This is a genomic window from Rothia aerolata, from assembly GCF_014635585.1.
Taxonomy (GTDB): domain Bacteria; phylum Actinomycetota; class Actinomycetes; order Actinomycetales; family Micrococcaceae; genus Rothia; species Rothia aerolata.
Genome location: NZ_BMDC01000004.1, coordinates 124,964 through 140,191 on the forward strand (window position 1 = coordinate 124,964; position 15,228 = coordinate 140,191).

A 15,228-nucleotide genomic window follows, 5' to 3' on the forward strand; every position below is an offset into this window, starting at 1 on the left:
ATCGCCAGATTTAAGCCTAAAATCCACCGTTCGACGCCGTATAGAACCTAGCTCACCGCTCCGCGCAGAGCGCGCAGGGCTACCGAGAGCACGGCCAGGCGGGGGCGGCCGTCTGCGCCGGGGGCGGCGTCCTCAATATCCGCCAGGGTGGTATCAACCCGGTTCACGCGCACCGGGTGCTCCTGAACCCAGGAGCGCAGAATGCTATCTGCTTCTTCTCCCGATGCCGGTACTTCGCTCACCGACTCGTCTCGGATTACCGCCCAGGTAAGCGCTGCGGCTACCTCGTAGAGGTCATCGCGCAGGGCTGAGCGGGCCAGGGTCTCCCAGCGGTCGGTGCGAGGCAGGTGAGATACCTGGGTGAGCAGCGTATTAATGCCGAAGCGGTCATAGACCGAGAAGTAGATATGGGCCAGAACCGGCACATCTACCTCGTGGGCCCGGGCAGTGCGCACCACGTCCATCAGCGCAAAGGCTTCAAAGCTACGAATCCAGGCCACCAGCAGATCTTCGGGTAGACCCCATGCTTCGGCGCGGTCGCGCTGGGCACGCACACGGGCCCGGGATCCCTCGGAGAGGTACTGGGGCAGGTTGGCCCGCAGTTCACGCACCTGAATGTAGCGGTTGATATTCTCCTCGATGGGGGTTCCCACCACCACCTGGCGCTCGGCAATAAACCAGCGCACCAGACGGTCGAGCACGCGCTGCCAGTCGCGAATAACCGCCTGCCAGCCCTCCAGCGGAATGGAGGCGGGCAGGTTGCGGTGAGCTTCGGCTGACTTATCAATCTCGAAGAGGTCGCGGGAGACCATGAAGGCGCGGGCAATCGCGTCTACCGAGGCACCGGTTTCTTCCTGAACCCGGAAGACGTGGGTGATACCGGCGGTATCGACAATCTGGTTAGCCACCCTGGTGCAGATGATTTCCTTGCGCAGCGGGTGGGAGTCCAGGTATTCCCCGAATCGCTCCACCAGCGCCGGCGGGAAGTAGTCGCGCAGCACCTGGCCCAGGTAGGGGTCATCGGCAAAGTCGGTCTTTTCCAGCTCCTCGGTCAGGTGAATCTTCACGTAGGCAGCCAGAACGGAGAGCTCGGGCCCGGTGAGGGTAATGCCGTGCTTCTCAAAGCGCTCCTGAATCTGCTCGTCGGTGGGAATGAACTCCACCTCTCGCACCAGGCCCGCGTTTTCTTCCAGGTCGCGAATCAGGCGGGTGTAGGCAGAGACGCCGGGAATTACACCGTGGCGCTCGGCCTGCAAGAGCACGTTCTGTTCGCGGTTGGTTTCCAGCACCTGCTGGCCCACATCTTCGCGGTGGGACTCGATGAAGGAGGCACGTTCCTCCGCGGAGAGCAGCCCCCGGGCCACCAGGCGGTCCACCAGAATCTTGATGTTCACCTCGCGGTCAGAGGTCTCCACGCCCGCCGAGTTGTCGATGGCGTCGGTATTGAGAATGACGCCCGCTTCGGCGGCTTCAATACGGCCCAGCTGGGTCATGCCCAGGTTGCCGCCCTCGCCGATAATGCGGGCGCGCACGTCGCGACCGTCGATACGCAGGGAGTCATTTGCCTTGTCGCCCACCGCCGCGTGGGTTTCGGTCGATGCCTTGATGTAGGTACCGATACCACCGTTGTAAATCAGGTCAACGGGGGCCTTCAGAATGGCGGAGAGCAGCTCCGAGGGCGCCAGGGAGGTCACGGCGTCGTCCAGCCCCAGCACCTCGCGCACCTGCTCGGTGATGTCAATCGACTTGGCGCCACGCGAGTAGACGCCGCCGCCCTCGGAAATCAGCGAGCGGTCGTAATCCTGCCAGGAGGAGCGCGGTAGGTTGTAGAGGCGCACGCGTTCATCGAAGGACGCCGCGGGGTCAGGGTTGGGGTCGAGGAAGATATCGCGGTGGTCGAAGGCCGCCACGAGCTTGGCGGTGCGGGTGCGCATGAGGCCGTTGCCGAAGACGTCGCCGCTCATGTCGCCGATACCCACTACGGTGAATTCTTCGCTCTGGCAGTCGCGGCCCAGTTCGGCAAAGTGGCGCTTGACTGATTCCCAGGCGCCGCGGGCGGTAATGCCCATTGCCTTGTGGTCGTAGCCCACCGAGCCGCCGGAGGCAAAGGCGTCGCCCAGCCAGAAGCCCAGTTCCTCAGAAATCGCGTTGGCGGTGTCGGAGAAAGCCGCGGTTCCCTTATCGGCGGCTACCACCAGGTAGTAGTCATCGGAATCGCGGGCAATAATGCCCTCGCGGCGGATTACGGTTTCTTCTCCCTCGGGAGAGACCGAGAGGTTATCGGTAACAGAGAGCAGGGAGCGGATAAAGATCTTGTAGGCTTCGCGACCCTCGGTCAGCCAGGCATCGCGGTCTACCGCGGGGTCGGGCAGCTGCTTGGGGAAGAAACCGCCCTTAGCACCGGTAGGAATAATCACGGCGTTCTTGACCATCTGCGCTTTGACCAGGCCCAGCACCTCGGTGCGGAAATCCTCACGGCGGTCAGACCAGCGCAGGCCGCCGCGGGCCACTGAGCCAAAGCGCAGGTGCACGCCCTCTACCCGGGGAGAGTAGACAAAAATCTCGAACTTGGGGCGCGGCAGGGGCGCGAAATCGATCTTTTCCGGTGCCACCTTCAGCGCCAGACCATAGTCGGGTAGGAAAGCGTTGGTGCGCAGGGTTGCCGCCATAACGGTTGCCATGGAGCGCATAAAGCGGTCGGCATCCAGGGTGGGAATCTCCCCCAGCCCCTCCTCGATCTTAGCGGCGATATCGGCGCGCGCTACCTCACGGGCGGCGTCGTCGGCGAAACCTGCCGCCGGATCAAAGCTCACGCGGAAGAACTCGGTGAGCAGGGCGGTGAGCTCCGGGTAGGCCAGCAGAGTATCAGACATGAACTCGGGGGTGAATCCGCGGCCCAGCTGACCCAGGTAGTGGGTGAAGGCGCGCAACACCGCTACGTTCTTCCAGCTCAGGTTGTGCGCCAGAATCAGCCGGTCCAGTGAGTCAGACTCGCGGCGGCCCTGCAGGTAAGAAGAAATTGCCTCCTCATAGACACCCGCTACAGACTCGGGGTCAATTCCCTCGGGGAAACGCACGCCGAAGTCATAGAGCAGGAAGGAGCGACCGTCTGCCGGGCGAATCTCGTAGGGGCGCTGGTCAATCACGGTCAGACCCATGTTCTGCATCACCGGCAGCAACTCGGTGAGCGTGTGGGGCTGGGCCAGGTAGGTCTTTACGCGGGTCTGGCCGGCATCTACCTTCACGCGGATAGCCGCCGGGGCGTCGTCCACCGACAGGGACTCGAAAATGTCGATGTCCTCAACCGCCTCTTCGACCGAGTAGTCTGCGCGGTAGGTGAAGGGGACTGCCTCTGCCCAGATGGAGGACGTCGCGCGGCCGGCGTCTCCGGGCTGGGCCGCCTCAATCGCGCTGGAGGTCGCCTCTCCCCAGGAGCGCACTGCCTGCTGTAGCTTCTTCTCCACAGCGGGGGTATCAACCTGGGGAATCTCGTTAGGGTTCGCCAGGCGCAGGCGGAAGAAGATGCGCGCCAGGGATGAGGTAGACAGGCGCACCTCAAAGTCAAGATCCTTCAGCTCAAACTCGCTGTAGAAAACATTCTCAATACGGTGGCGCACCGCGGTGTTATAGCGGTCGCGGGGCAGGTAGACCACGGCGGAAACAAAACGGCCAAAGTCATCGGGGCGCAGGAAGAGGCGGGTGGTACGGCGCTCTTCCAGACCCATGATGCCGCGGAAAATCTCGGTCAGGGTGTCGACGTCGGTGTGCAGCAGCTCAGAACGGGGGTAGCCCTCAATCACACCGGCCAGGGTCTTATCGGAGTGGCTGCCGGGCTGGAAGCCCAGGCGGCGGCGCACAATCGCCACGCGTTCGCGCACCAGCGGGGTCTCACTGGCGGGCAGAGAGTAGGCCTGCATAGAGAAGAGGCCCAGAATCACGTACTCGCCCACGATCTTGCCGGTCGAATCAAAATCTCGAATACCGATGTAATCCAGGTATTCGTGGCGGTGCACGGTGGAACGGGAATTTGCCTTGGTAATGTAAATCGGCTTGGGGTCGCGGGCGTTGTCAACCGAGAGACCGTTGAGCTTGAGAGAGTTGGTGTCGCCACCGGCTAGAACGCCTAGGCCGGTACCGGCGCGATCGCTCAGGGTCAGCTCATCACCGCTGCCGGTGAGGTCGCGCTCCTTGAAGCCCATAAAGAGGAAGTTACCGCGGGTTAGCCAGCGCAAAAACTCCTGAACGCTCGCCACCCGGCTTGCCGGGTCTGATTCAGAGTTATAGGCCCCGGTGTAGTGCTCGGAACCGCCCAGGGTAATATCCTGAAGCGAGTCCATGCCCTGGGCAACCTCAAGCACGCGCGCGGCCATAGCCTCATTGTCGGCATCAGCCAGGCGCACGTCGTCCAGAATCTCCTGCACGTCAGCAATCAGACGCACCCGCTCCGCACCGGCAATGTGGCTTGCCAGGCGAATCGAAATCCACGACTCAATGGCCGCGTTCGAGCCCTTCTCCACGCTGAGAATGGGCAGGGCGGCAGTAGCGGTATCGCCCGAAGCCACCGGATGATCCAGGCCGGGGCTCTTGAGGCTGGTCAGCTTTCCCTCATCATCGCGGTTGACGATGAAGGTCGGGTGATTCAGCGAAGAAATACCACCGTACTGGGCGGCGATCTCTGCGGTCAGAGAGCTCACCAAAAAGCTCATGTCGTCGGTAGCCACCAGCAGGGTGCTCTGGTTTTCGCCGGTGAGAACATCCACCAGTGCCTGCCCCGGCTTACGCTGAGCAGCCAGATCGCGGTGGGCGCGCGCCAGCTCCTCTAACTCTTCTTTGTTATTTCCAGCCAATTCCTCCTCAGAAATATGCTGGAAATAGGTGTTAATCCAAGCATCGTCGCCAGACCAAAAGTCTGCGCCGTTTCCGGTTGATCCATTCGTGTTCATGCCGTGCTTCACGGACAAAACTGCCTCCGAATTAGTTGTAGCCACGCCATTGTGGCCGTAAAAATGGCGCGCGGATTCTTTCCACTCCCACCATGGTATAACGCCGGGGCGTTTCGTCTAAACCGGATTTTCCTGCGAGCTTAGCAGGGGCAGCCGGCGGGTGCCCGCCTCTTCAGGCTAGCTCTGCTGCACCCTGTCAATCTCTGCCAGCGAGAGCTGGGAGGTTTCCCGGGCGGTCAGCGCCGCAATCACAACCACCAGGCACATGGCTGCGGTAAAGACGGCGGGGCCGAACCAGCCGGTCAGATCGTCGCCGGCCAGAGCGGTGGCCGCAACGGGGGCTACGCCACCGGAGACAGCAAAGCCAATCTGGGTGCCCAGAGCCATGCCGGTGACCCGCACGCGGGTGGGGAACATTTCAGCGTAGAAGCTGGGCCAGATTCCGTTGGCCATCGAGTAGAAGCCACCGTGCATAAGCACGCCCACCACAAAGATTCCCACGATATTCTGCTCGTGAATCATGAAGAGGTAGGGGAACATCGAGGCTCCCGCCAAAACCGCACCGGCAATAAAAACCGGCTTGCGACCAATGCGGTCTGAGAGGCGGGCCATGAGCGGAATAGCCAGCAGGCCCAAAGTATTCGATGCCACCGGCACCCAGAGCATAATGCCGCGGTCAATTCCCATGCCGGTGGTGGCATATGAGAGGGCAAAGGTAGTAAAGACCATGTTGACGGTGTTAACCATGGCGCAGGCGGCAACGCGCACAACCGCCGGGGTATGGTGCATAAAGGTATCGCGCAGCGGAGTTGCCCGCTTCTGCACCTGGATTGCTTCGGTAAAGGCAGGCGGTTCTTCAAGACGGCGCCGAATCAGGTAGGCGGTGACCACCACTACCGCTGAGAGCAGGAAAGGCACCCGCCAGCCCCAGCTCATCAGCTGCTCTTCGGGCAGGGCGGCAAAGGGAATAAAGACGGCGGTGGCCAGCAGGGAACCGAACTGGGTGCCCTGAAGAGTCCAGGAGGTAGTGAAACCGCGGGAACGATCTTCAGAGTGTTCCAGGGACATAGAGATAGCGCTTGCCTGCTCACCCGAGGCGGAGAGGCCCTGGATAACCCGGCAGATGACCAGCAGGATAGTGCCGAGCACGCCCGCCTGCTCATAGGTGGGTAGCAGGCCGATAGCGAAGGTTGCCCCGCCCATCATGAAGAGGGTTAGCATGAGCACAAATTTGCGACCAAAGCGATCTCCCAGAGGGCCCATGAGCATAGCGCCAAAGGGGCGCACCACGTAGGCAACACCCACAGCCAGCATGGACTTGAGCGTTCCCATAGCGGCGGAGTCTTCGGGGAAGAAAATCTGATTGAGCACCAGCGCTGCCGCTGTACCGTAGACCGCAAAGTCATAGTATTCCAGGGCAGAGCCAATCCAGGAGGCAAAGGCGGCTCGCTTGGGAGACTTCTGAGGAAGCTGCGGGCTCTGGTGAGAGACAGCCTGAGGAGTCATAGAGGGGACCCTTCCGCAATCAGTGCGCAATATTATTGCTCAAAGGTGTGATTAGCTAGAAGAAAAGCCTACAGGTTCCTATCCAGGGGGCAAAATTATGACCGTTTTACGCGCCAAAGAATTATTAGAGGCCGTACATCTTCTTCACATAGGCACCGTAGAGAAGCTTATAGAGAGAAGGAGAAAGCCGAAGCAGCACACCGGCGGCGCCAAAGAAAGGGCGAACCTGCAAAGTTTTCACCAGCAAAGGCCAACGTAGGGCATCTCGGCATTCCAGAAGGTAGGAGTCAAGATTTTCAGGGTTTAACCGCAGGGCGCTCTGGGCACCGTTGAGAAAGGCCAGCACCCAGTAGGTAGCCAGAGCCTTCTGCTCGGCAGCGTTTCCCTGGTGGGCCCCGGTCGCTTCTTTCAGAAGCTCCACAAACCGGTACATTTCCCCCACCGGCGGCACCGATCCCCAGGTAATAGACTGCGGGTTCACCGAGTAGAGCACCAGCGAATCATCGATGAATCGCACCGCGCGCACCTGCCGGTAGGCAGTTACCGTATAGACGGCGTCCTCGGCCCTATTGACCTCGATGAACTCCAGCCCCTCCACCACATCCCGGCGGAAAATCTTATCCCAGACATAGGGGGTGGTCTCATCTCGCAGCAGCCTCAGCATTGCCTCGTGGCCGCTGAGCTCCCCAGTCTCACCGCGCAGTCGAAAGCGCCGCTCGCCGTCGGGGTAGACCACGTCATGAGCGCAGGTCACCACGTCTATGCCCTCTGTGGCATATGCGTGCATGGTTTCGAGGAAGTTTGGCTGGAAAGCATCGTCTGAGTCGAGGTAGGCAAGCCACTGCCCCCGAGCCTCAGCAATACCGCGGTTGCGGGTGGCAGCCAGGCCCAGGTTCTCCTCGTTGAGGATATAGCGGACGCGCGGATCCGACTTCTGCGCGAGGTGGCGGCTAATCACCGAGTCAGCGTTATCAGGTGAACGGTCGTTGATAACGATTAGCTCAAAGTCCGGGTCGGTCTGGGCCAGCACGGAATCGATGGCACGAGTCACGTCCTGGGCCGTGTTATAGACCGGCATGATAATCGAGGTGCGGGGAGTAGTCATAAATCCTCAGTCTAGTACTATTCTAATTTTCCAGATTAAGTACCTGCGCCCAAAAAGAATCAGAGGCCCACTCTTGCGGCATTCCCATTCCAGATAAGGCAATCGAAGGGGCGTGGGCTAATAAGTCGTTCAATCGTCTAGCCCAGAGACTCCTCGGTGAAATCGTATACATCATTGTCTGCACAGAGATAAGCACCGGATACAAACGCTCAGTGGCAAGCACAGGAGTCTCTACCCATCTGATGGCACTGGACTTTGGAATTTTTGGATATACCCCTAGACCCACATTCCAAAGTCTGCCGTGATGGGCGCATATGTTCCGTACCCGCACATATGTTTCTAACCAAGACTCAAGCACTGGGGCTGTCACGCCAAGCTTCTTCGCTATCGCCGTTTTATCTGACCTTTGTCGCAGGTTTGAAAATAGTCTACTGAGCTGCCCAATAGTCAGCATCTCCATGGTCAGCCACGAAGGAGGAAGCTTAGGCTGAGCATAAGTTGTAAGGTAGTGCTCCAAGGCAGAAGGATAAAGAATATTCCCCGATTTTCGCTCTGGCTTCTGTCTGAGCTGCTCTTCACAGCGTGTCTCAATCATTGACAGCAAGCGATGGTGACCTTGCAGATTCTTGAAGTGGACATCACGCGTATACCAGTGTGAATCCTGATATGTAGTTGACATGTAATCAGTGATTGTAGCTCTGACCGCAACCTCAATCCGCTCCAGGGCATCAGTCATGAGTAGTCTCAATGACTTATCAAAAAGATAAAGTTTAAGGATTTCTTCAAAAGACGTTTGGGGCTGAAATTTATGGTCTGAGCCGGGCACTTGAAAAGGAATCATATAAGGGGAGAGACGATAATACCCAATCTGCCCCAAATAGCGCACTGCACGCTCATAAGAGTTCACAGTGAGCCCACGACTAACTAACCGCTGTACTAGTTCGTCTAGAGTGAGCGGTGGCTTTTTATAGTAAAGCAAACCTCGGGCTCTCAGCTCACGTGCCATTTCGGTCTCCAGCTATAGAAAAATCCCTCAAGTGCGCATCGTTGAGAGGCGTGAGGGATATGATGCCTTCAATCTACCATATTGGGTAGTATCAAGGGAATCATAACCTCTCAGAAGGGCTAGTCTAAAACTATGGATTCTCCTCGCACCTCAATCATTATGCCCGTCTACAAGACCGCCCACCGGGTGATCAGCTCAATTGAGTCTGTACTGGCCCAGACCGACCCGGACTTTGAGCTTCTGGTGATCAATGACGGCTCCCCCGATGATTCGGCCCAGGTTATCAATAGGTTTTTAGAAGAGAACCCTGACCCCCGCGTGCGCTTTTTCAACCGCACGGAGAACCGCGGGGTTTCGGCCACCCGCAACCAGGGGCTCGATGAGGCCCGCGGTGAATGGATTGCCTTTCTCGATTCTGACGATAAGTATCGACCCCAGTTTCTCGAGAAGCTGCACGGCTACGCCCAGCGGCACAGCGCGCAGATTGTCACCAGCGTGCTCTCTATTGTGAAGCCCGATGGGTCGGTTACCGACCGCCCCGTCTCTGCACTGGAGGAGATGAGCGGGGACGACGCCGCCCTGCGCCTGCTCAAAGGGCAGGGCGTGACCCCCTATGTGGCGGATAAGCTGGTGCGGGCAGACCTCTTTGAGGGGGTTCGTTTTCCCTCAGATATTCACCGCGGTGAAGACGCTCTGACCACCCTGGCCCTGTGTCTGAAAGCGGAGAAGCTGGTGAGTGCTCCCGAGGTTCAGTACGAGTACCTCATGGATACCGGCGGGCTCACCTGGGGGCAGGTGACCTCTGTTGATGAGAGCCTGCGCCTGATGGAGGCTCAGAAGCAACTGCTGGGCGAGAAAATGCAGACCCTCAAGGGGCGACGCGCCTTTGATACCTCCTGGATCATCACCTTTCTCAACAGCTCCCAGCAGGCGCTCTTCAATAACACCGCCGAGGGTAAGCAGACCCTACAGCGCAATCGCGAGCTCATTACCTGGAAGCAGATTTTCAATATCCGCTCGGTCAACCTGATGTTCTTTGGTGCCGCAACCCTGTTGAAGGTTTCCCCCACCCTCTACCGCCGGGTTTACGGCCTCTATATCAAGCGAACCTACGGACTCTAAGCTCTCGATCTCGCGTTGAGCACCAGCCCCGCCATGTGGGTGGTAAAGCCCAGCAGGGGGCCAACAAACAGGGCCACGATAGAGCGGGGAATCAGGGGCAGGGGTAGGAAGAGGAGCAGTAGGGCAACCACGGCTGCCACCATCCAGCCAAGAATGTAGGCTTTGTGCAGGTTCATGGCCAGCACGGCGGTGCCCGAGAGCACCAGAAGCGCCATGATAGCCGAGGCAAAGGTCAGCAACCCCAGAACCCAGCCCTGGGCAACCTCACCGTAGGCTGAAGCCTCCTCGGGCTTGGGGGCGTAGAGCAGCAAAAAGAGCCAGGGGCCAACCAAAAAGGCGGCAATACCGCCAATCACGCCCACCCCCAGCAGGGCACCCACCGGCTTAGCCATAGCAGCCACGGGCCGGTGGCTCTGCTTGAGAAAGAGCGAGATAGCAACGCCTTGAAAAGCCTGGAGCGGAATCATAATGGGTGAGCGGGTAATAGAAATAGCCAGCACCAGGGCTCCCAGCACCATATCGGCCCGGCTGCCCTTTGCAACGTTCTCGGTTGCCGCCATCATGAGCGGAAAGCCGGTGGTCAGGGCGGCTGAGGCGGCAGCTGAGCCCATAGCAATCAGGGTATTGACCACCAGTTTCTTAGCCCCCACATCACCCCGGGCCGCAAAAGCCTGCCGGGCATGGCGGGAGCTGGCAACCAGCACCACCCAGAGCAGGGCGGGAGATACAGCAGCAGCCTGCAAACCCCAGAGGGAGCCAGCGAGCAGGCCCACCACCAACATGGCAACAAAACGCCAGATTGCCTCACCACCGTTGATGGTTGCCACCAGGTACCACTTGTGGAGTCCGGCAGCGCTACCGCTCATTGCCACCTGCACCGAATAGAGCACAACGGCCACAGCCACCGAAACCATGGTGAGCTCAATGTGCTGGTTCAAAAATCGCGCAGCCCAGAAAGGCGCGGTTGCTAGAAGTAGCAGGGCAACCACAGCGCCAATACCCAGCGCCACCAGGGCGGGGCGGGCACCCGCCGCAGCGGCGTCGTCCTGCCCCCTACCTCTACCCAGGGCAGCAGCGCCGACGGCGCGGGTGGTCTCCGAGGCGATACCGCCGATTACCCCGTAGACGCCGAAGAGCAGGGACCAAAAGATCATGAACTCTGTGACGTCGGCGCTGGGCAGCAGACGTTTAGCGACCAAGGTCGCTACAAAAGCAGAGGCGGCAGAAAGCACCGAAGCGCCGAGAATACCCATAGATTCCCCACGGGTAATACTCCGCGCTTCAGCAGAAGATTCCACTTCAGACATATTTACTTAACCAGGTGGTTAGCCAGGTTCTTCACGCCGGTCCACTTCTTCGCCAGGGCAGCCTTGGGCAGCAGGGTTGCAGCGTGCATTCGTGAGGAGAAGTGCAGGCGGGCAACCTTAGCGGCCTTATTCCAGCCCTTGGCCTGCATCTCTGCGGCGATGGTTTCAAAATAGGTGCGCTCCTCGTCAAAGCGGGTGCCCTCAAGGGCGCGCCAGGAGGAATCAGATGCCTTATGACGGCGGTACATGAAAGCAACCGCCTCATCGTAGTAGAGGGAGCCGCCGGTCATAGCGACGTCCAGCACCAGAGCCATATCCTGCACCACGTTCAGGCCCTCGCGGAAGCCCAGACCCACGATGGTCTCGGCACGCCAGCCCAGGGAGGGGAAGTAGAGCCAGTCACCGCGCAGGATGGAGACAGCCAGGTCCTCACCGGAAAGCTCGGTGCTGGTGTTGGGGCGGTAGAAAGCCTTGGTCTTCTCCACCAGGGTGTTGGAAAGCGCGTTGTTCTCGTCAATCACCACGCAGCCAGGCTGGAAAATCTTGGCCTCGGGGTGCTCCTCAGCTGCCTTGATGAACCAGTCGATGTAGTTGGGTAGCATCACGTCGTCTGCACCCATCACAGTTACCAGCTCATTCTCCACAAAGGTCAGAGCCTTGGTGTAGTTGCCGTTGGCACCCAGGTTCTTCTCGTTGCGCATGTAGGTAATACGCTCGTCATTCAGCGACTCAAACCAGCCGGGAATCGAATCGTCGGGGTAGCCGTCGTCCACCACAATCAGGCGCCAGTCCGGGTTAGTCTGACCCAGAACGGAGCGCACCGCCTGCTTCATGAAATCGACGTCGCCGTAGTACGGGAACAACACATCAACGGTCATTTTTACTCCTGTGTTCAGGGTTGAGGTGATCAGAATCTGTTGCTTTCACAGACCCGCCCGAGGGGCGGCGGTCAGCGGGGCTGCCCTGTTCCAGGCTCGCCCGCAGAATGGAGACTTCTTCGGCCAGAGTTCGGGCCTCATCGGAAATCTTAGAAACTTCCAGGGTCAGGTGCAGGCACACCCCAATAAGCATCAGAATGGCCAGCATAAAGAGCAGGTTGACCGGCACAATCACACCGGTAATATCGGCCAGCCACCACAGCAGGCTGGGAAAGAGCGCCAGCACAATAATAATGGCGGAGACCCCCAGCCACAGGGCTGCGTATTTCTCTTTCATCTTCTGGTTGCGCACCTGCGCAAAGACCATTACGAAAATAATCAGAGAGAGAATCAGAAACAGAATATTTGAGGGCATTAGTTCTCTTCCACCGATGCTTTCTTGCGGGTCATCGAAATACCAAAGGCAAAGAAAGAGCGCACCAGGTAGACCGCGGACTTCAGCGGACCAGAGGACGGCGTGCCCCCCTGTCGTTCGCGCATCTGCACGGGCACCTGAATTACCCTGCACCCAGCGCGGATTGCCATGACGGTTGAATCGATGGTGTCGCCCAGATACTCTGCGGGGAAGAACTCGCAGTACTGGTTAATGCCCCTGCGGTTGACGGCACGAAAGCCCGAGGTGACGTCGGTAAACTTTTCACCAGAGATTCTGGTGAACATCACCGACAGCAGCCCCATAGCCCATTTGCGGGGGCCTTTGACCTCGTAGTTATCTGCTTCGGCAAAGCGGGAACCAATCACAATATCGGCTTTCTCAAGCCCGCGCAGAAGAACCTCGATGTATTCCGGCGGGTGCTGACCGTCGGAGTCCATCTGCATAGCGACGTCATAGTCCATCCGCTGGGCATACTTGTAGCCGGTGCGCATGGCCGCACCCACGCCCATGTTGTAGGGCAGGTCAATCACAAAGGCACCGGCGGCTTTAGCCACCGCCGAGGTGTTATCTGTGGAACCGTCGTTAATCACCACGAGGTCTACCCAGGGTACCTTGGCGCGCAGATCGGCGATTGAGGCGCCGATAGCTTCTTCCTCGTTCCAGGCAGGCATGATAACGAGAACTCGTGGCTTGCCCACGGGCTGCGAAGATTCGTTCATCAAGTGCTCTGCTCCAAGGTGGCGGTTAGGTGCAGGTAAACCTGCGGGTAAAGTCGGTTTTCAGTTTATCAGCTCACTACCCACCAGTAGCGCTCTACTCGCAGGCGGTGATTTCGTAGAGTTTAGCGCCGCCAGCCCTGTACACCTCTTGAACAACACCGTTTTCCACGAGTTCCTCAAAACCGGGGTACCAGGTTCGATGATCGGCATCGTTGACCTCTACATGGCCGAACTCCAGGTAGTAGCCCAGGTTCTCATCATTCACAATTTGGCAAACCTTAGGGTCAACATTTGCCTGGTTCAGGTGCTGATAGATATAGGATTCATCTGCCGTTGGATCATCGGCCCCCATCACGTGGTAGCTGGTCACCTCACGGTTTGCATAAGCGTAGGCCAGGGAGCCGCCGTTGAAGGCCTGCACCACAATGGTTTTGTCTTCTGGCACAAAATCATCTAGGTGCTGAAGAATGTTCTCTTCGTCAGGGCTCAGAAGTTCAGATTCGCTGTTGGGTGCGTACTTCCAAAAAGACTGCGCGATGTAGTTCTGTAAGGGGGCGGCTGTCTGAAGTAGATAAGCGAGGACGACCGCGGCCACGGTTCCCGAGACCAGAGCGGCTTCTGCCGGCTCAAGTTTGCCCCGAAAAAGCCGAGCGGGTTCTAGTGCAGAGGTTTTCTCTGCTAGCTTCTGGCAACCATAGGCAACGAAAATGAGGGTGACCGTGGGAATCAGCGCCGCCACGCGGAAAGCGTCGTTGTACCAGACGCCCACCACGTCGTAGCGGCCGTCTGCCCAGTCCAGGGAGTTGACCGCAGCGTAGAAGTAAGCCAGTACAGCCCAGGTACCGAAGATCCAGTAAAGGCGGTTCTTGGCAAGAACCAGAAAGAAAGCGCCAACAACAAATAGAGCAGTAACCACCCACAGGGGTTTCGAGGTGGCAAGAGACTGGTTGAAGAACATTTCTCCCAGCGCCTGGGCCTGGGTTTTCTCGGGGTTCCACATTGCGCCAGCTTCTTCGGGGGGTCGAATCACACCCCAGAGGTAGCTAACAAAGAAGTAGAGTCCCACTAGGGCAATCGACTGAAGAACAGCCACCCAAACAGGTATTTCTCTCCGAACAGCGGCCACAACCTGCAACACCAAGCGTGCAGCGAAAATTGGCACCACCAAAGCGAGCATAGACATGATGGCATTGGGGTGGGCCAGGCTCACGCCCAATGCCACGAAAATACCCAGAAAGACTGACTGCGCAGTTGCCAGGTAGCGTACCAGCCCCACTTGGAAGAGCTGGGCCATCATACCTATGCCGACGGGCACCAGCGCGTACCCCAGCAGGTTGGGGTAAAGCACACCGTGGTAGGTCAGCAGAAAAGGAAAGGCCGGCATAGCGGAGGCAGCAATACCGGTAACCGCCAGGGCAAAACGACCGGCAGGAAAGATGCTGCGCACCATATAAATCAGGGCAAGCGGCCAAACCACTGTGGAAACTACCAACACAAAAGCGTTGGTAGCAACGGGAATTGTTGACCCCGTATTCATAAAAATCAGTGAGACAAAATCATGCCAAGCGGTGGGGTAAAAGCCTGCCTCACCACCGCGGGCAGTCATCGTGCCCACAAACAGCGCTGACCCATTGCCCTCATCGGCAATGTACCGCACCGCATTCAAGTGAAAAATATTGTCCCAGGTCTGAGAAATCCAGTCGGGCTGCCCCAGAGCATTGGTCATATTGCGCAGAAGGAATATAAAGCTGAGGGCGACGGCAACATAGTGCCAGGCCTGCACTCTCACCGACCAGGTCATGGGGGTCAGCGCAATCGAGCCGCTCAAGCGGCGTCCTGCAGGAGCATCCAGCAGACCCGCTTTCTGCAACCCGTATACCACCGCGAACCCCAGGGCGGCCACTACCAGCGCAAGCGCAAAAGGCACCCACAGGGCCCAGCGCACACCCACCATAGGGGCAGCGATTGCGCTGACTGCCATCAGTGCCGTTGAGATAGCGGGGGCAATGGCCAGGGCATCAAATCCCCGCAAACGGGTAGCGCATGTTACGAGAAGACCCGGCACAAACACCAGCAAAATTCCCACCACAAAAGGAAGCAGGGCAGGCAACCAGCTCATAGATCTCCTCCAACAAATAGCGCTAACTACACAAGTTTATAAGCACGGAAGCTCCCCGGCGTACAGCTGGAGCAAATACCCAAGTTT

General features: G+C 58.6%; 10 protein-coding genes. 1 reads left to right on the forward strand and 9 read right to left on the reverse strand.

Features of this window, described 5'->3' with window-relative positions; all coding sequences use genetic code 11:
- Positions 1–47: 47 nt before the first annotated feature.
- The 4 genes from IEV00_RS10015 to IEV00_RS10030 form a co-directional block, all read right to left on the reverse strand.
- The gene (locus IEV00_RS10015) at positions 48–4,943 is read right to left on the reverse strand and encodes an NAD-glutamate dehydrogenase (protein WP_188360225.1); all 4,896 of its coding nucleotides are present in this window, start codon (positions 4,941–4,943) and stop codon (positions 48–50) included.
- A gap of 177 nt (positions 4,944–5,120) precedes the next feature.
- Positions 5,121–6,449 (reverse strand): MFS transporter, encoded by a 1,329-nt coding sequence (locus IEV00_RS10020; RefSeq protein ID WP_188360226.1) that lies wholly within the window; start codon positions 6,447–6,449, stop codon positions 5,121–5,123.
- 124 nt (positions 6,450–6,573) lie between these two features.
- Complete coding sequence (locus IEV00_RS10025; RefSeq protein ID WP_188360227.1) at positions 6,574–7,554, reverse strand: glycosyltransferase family 2 protein; 981 nt, start codon at positions 7,552–7,554, stop codon at positions 6,574–6,576.
- 22 nt (positions 7,555–7,576) lie between these two features.
- Positions 7,577–8,560 (reverse strand): Abi family protein, encoded by a 984-nt coding sequence (locus tag IEV00_RS10030; protein WP_188360228.1) that lies wholly within the window; start codon positions 8,558–8,560, stop codon positions 7,577–7,579.
- Between the two features lie 132 nt (positions 8,561–8,692).
- Between IEV00_RS10030 and IEV00_RS10035 the strand changes: the two genes are divergently transcribed.
- The gene (locus tag IEV00_RS10035; RefSeq protein ID WP_188360229.1) at positions 8,693–9,682 is read left to right on the forward strand and encodes a glycosyltransferase family 2 protein; all 990 of its coding nucleotides are present in this window, start codon (positions 8,693–8,695) and stop codon (positions 9,680–9,682) included.
- Here the strand turns inward: IEV00_RS10035 and IEV00_RS10040 are convergent.
- The 5 genes from IEV00_RS10040 to IEV00_RS10060 all read right to left on the reverse strand — a co-directional run bounded on the left by IEV00_RS10040 (position 9,679) and on the right by IEV00_RS10060 (position 15,141).
- Positions 9,679–10,989, reverse strand: a complete 1,311-nt coding sequence (locus IEV00_RS10040; RefSeq protein WP_188360230.1) for a hypothetical protein — start codon at positions 10,987–10,989, stop codon at positions 9,679–9,681. The genes IEV00_RS10035 and IEV00_RS10040 overlap by 4 nt on opposite strands.
- 2 nt (positions 10,990–10,991) lie before the next feature.
- Complete coding sequence (locus IEV00_RS10045) at positions 10,992–11,867, reverse strand: glycosyltransferase family 2 protein (protein WP_188360231.1); 876 nt, start codon at positions 11,865–11,867, stop codon at positions 10,992–10,994.
- Positions 11,857–12,282 (reverse strand): DUF2304 domain-containing protein, encoded by a 426-nt coding sequence (locus IEV00_RS10050; protein ID WP_188360232.1) that lies wholly within the window; start codon positions 12,280–12,282, stop codon positions 11,857–11,859. The genes IEV00_RS10045 and IEV00_RS10050 overlap by 11 nt, the downstream gene beginning before the upstream one ends.
- The gene (locus tag IEV00_RS10055) at positions 12,282–13,022 is read right to left on the reverse strand and encodes a glycosyltransferase family 2 protein (protein WP_188360233.1); all 741 of its coding nucleotides are present in this window, start codon (positions 13,020–13,022) and stop codon (positions 12,282–12,284) included. Before IEV00_RS10055 ends, IEV00_RS10050 begins: the two co-directional genes overlap by 1 nt.
- A 94-nt stretch (positions 13,023–13,116) precedes the next feature.
- On the reverse strand, positions 13,117–15,141 hold the full coding sequence (locus IEV00_RS10060; RefSeq protein WP_188360234.1) for a DUF6541 family protein: 2,025 nt from the start codon (positions 15,139–15,141) through the stop codon (positions 13,117–13,119).
- Between the last annotated feature and the right edge of the window lie 87 nt (positions 15,142–15,228).

Bases quoted from the DNA above. Each gene is read 5' to 3' on its own strand.
- IEV00_RS10015 (WP_188360225.1), bottom strand. From the start codon at position 4,943: ATGAACACGAATGGATCAACCGGAAACGGCGCAGACTTTTGGTCTGGC.
- IEV00_RS10020 (WP_188360226.1), bottom strand. From the start codon at position 6,449: ATGACTCCTCAGGCTGTCTCTCACCAGAGCCCGCAGCTTCCTCAGAAG.
- IEV00_RS10025 (WP_188360227.1), bottom strand. From the start codon at position 7,554: ATGACTACTCCCCGCACCTCGATTATCATGCCGGTCTATAACACGGCC.
- IEV00_RS10030 (WP_188360228.1), bottom strand. From the start codon at position 8,560: ATGGCACGTGAGCTGAGAGCCCGAGGTTTGCTTTACTATAAAAAGCCA.
- IEV00_RS10035 (WP_188360229.1), top strand. From the start codon at position 8,693: ATGGATTCTCCTCGCACCTCAATCATTATGCCCGTCTACAAGACCGCC.
- IEV00_RS10040 (WP_188360230.1), bottom strand. From the start codon at position 10,989: ATGTCTGAAGTGGAATCTTCTGCTGAAGCGCGGAGTATTACCCGTGGG.
- IEV00_RS10045 (WP_188360231.1), bottom strand. From the start codon at position 11,867: ATGACCGTTGATGTGTTGTTCCCGTACTACGGCGACGTCGATTTCATG.
- IEV00_RS10050 (WP_188360232.1), bottom strand. From the start codon at position 12,282: ATGCCCTCAAATATTCTGTTTCTGATTCTCTCTCTGATTATTTTCGTA.
- IEV00_RS10055 (WP_188360233.1), bottom strand. From the start codon at position 13,022: ATGAACGAATCTTCGCAGCCCGTGGGCAAGCCACGAGTTCTCGTTATC.
- IEV00_RS10060 (WP_188360234.1), bottom strand. From the start codon at position 15,141: ATGAGCTGGTTGCCTGCCCTGCTTCCTTTTGTGGTGGGAATTTTGCTG.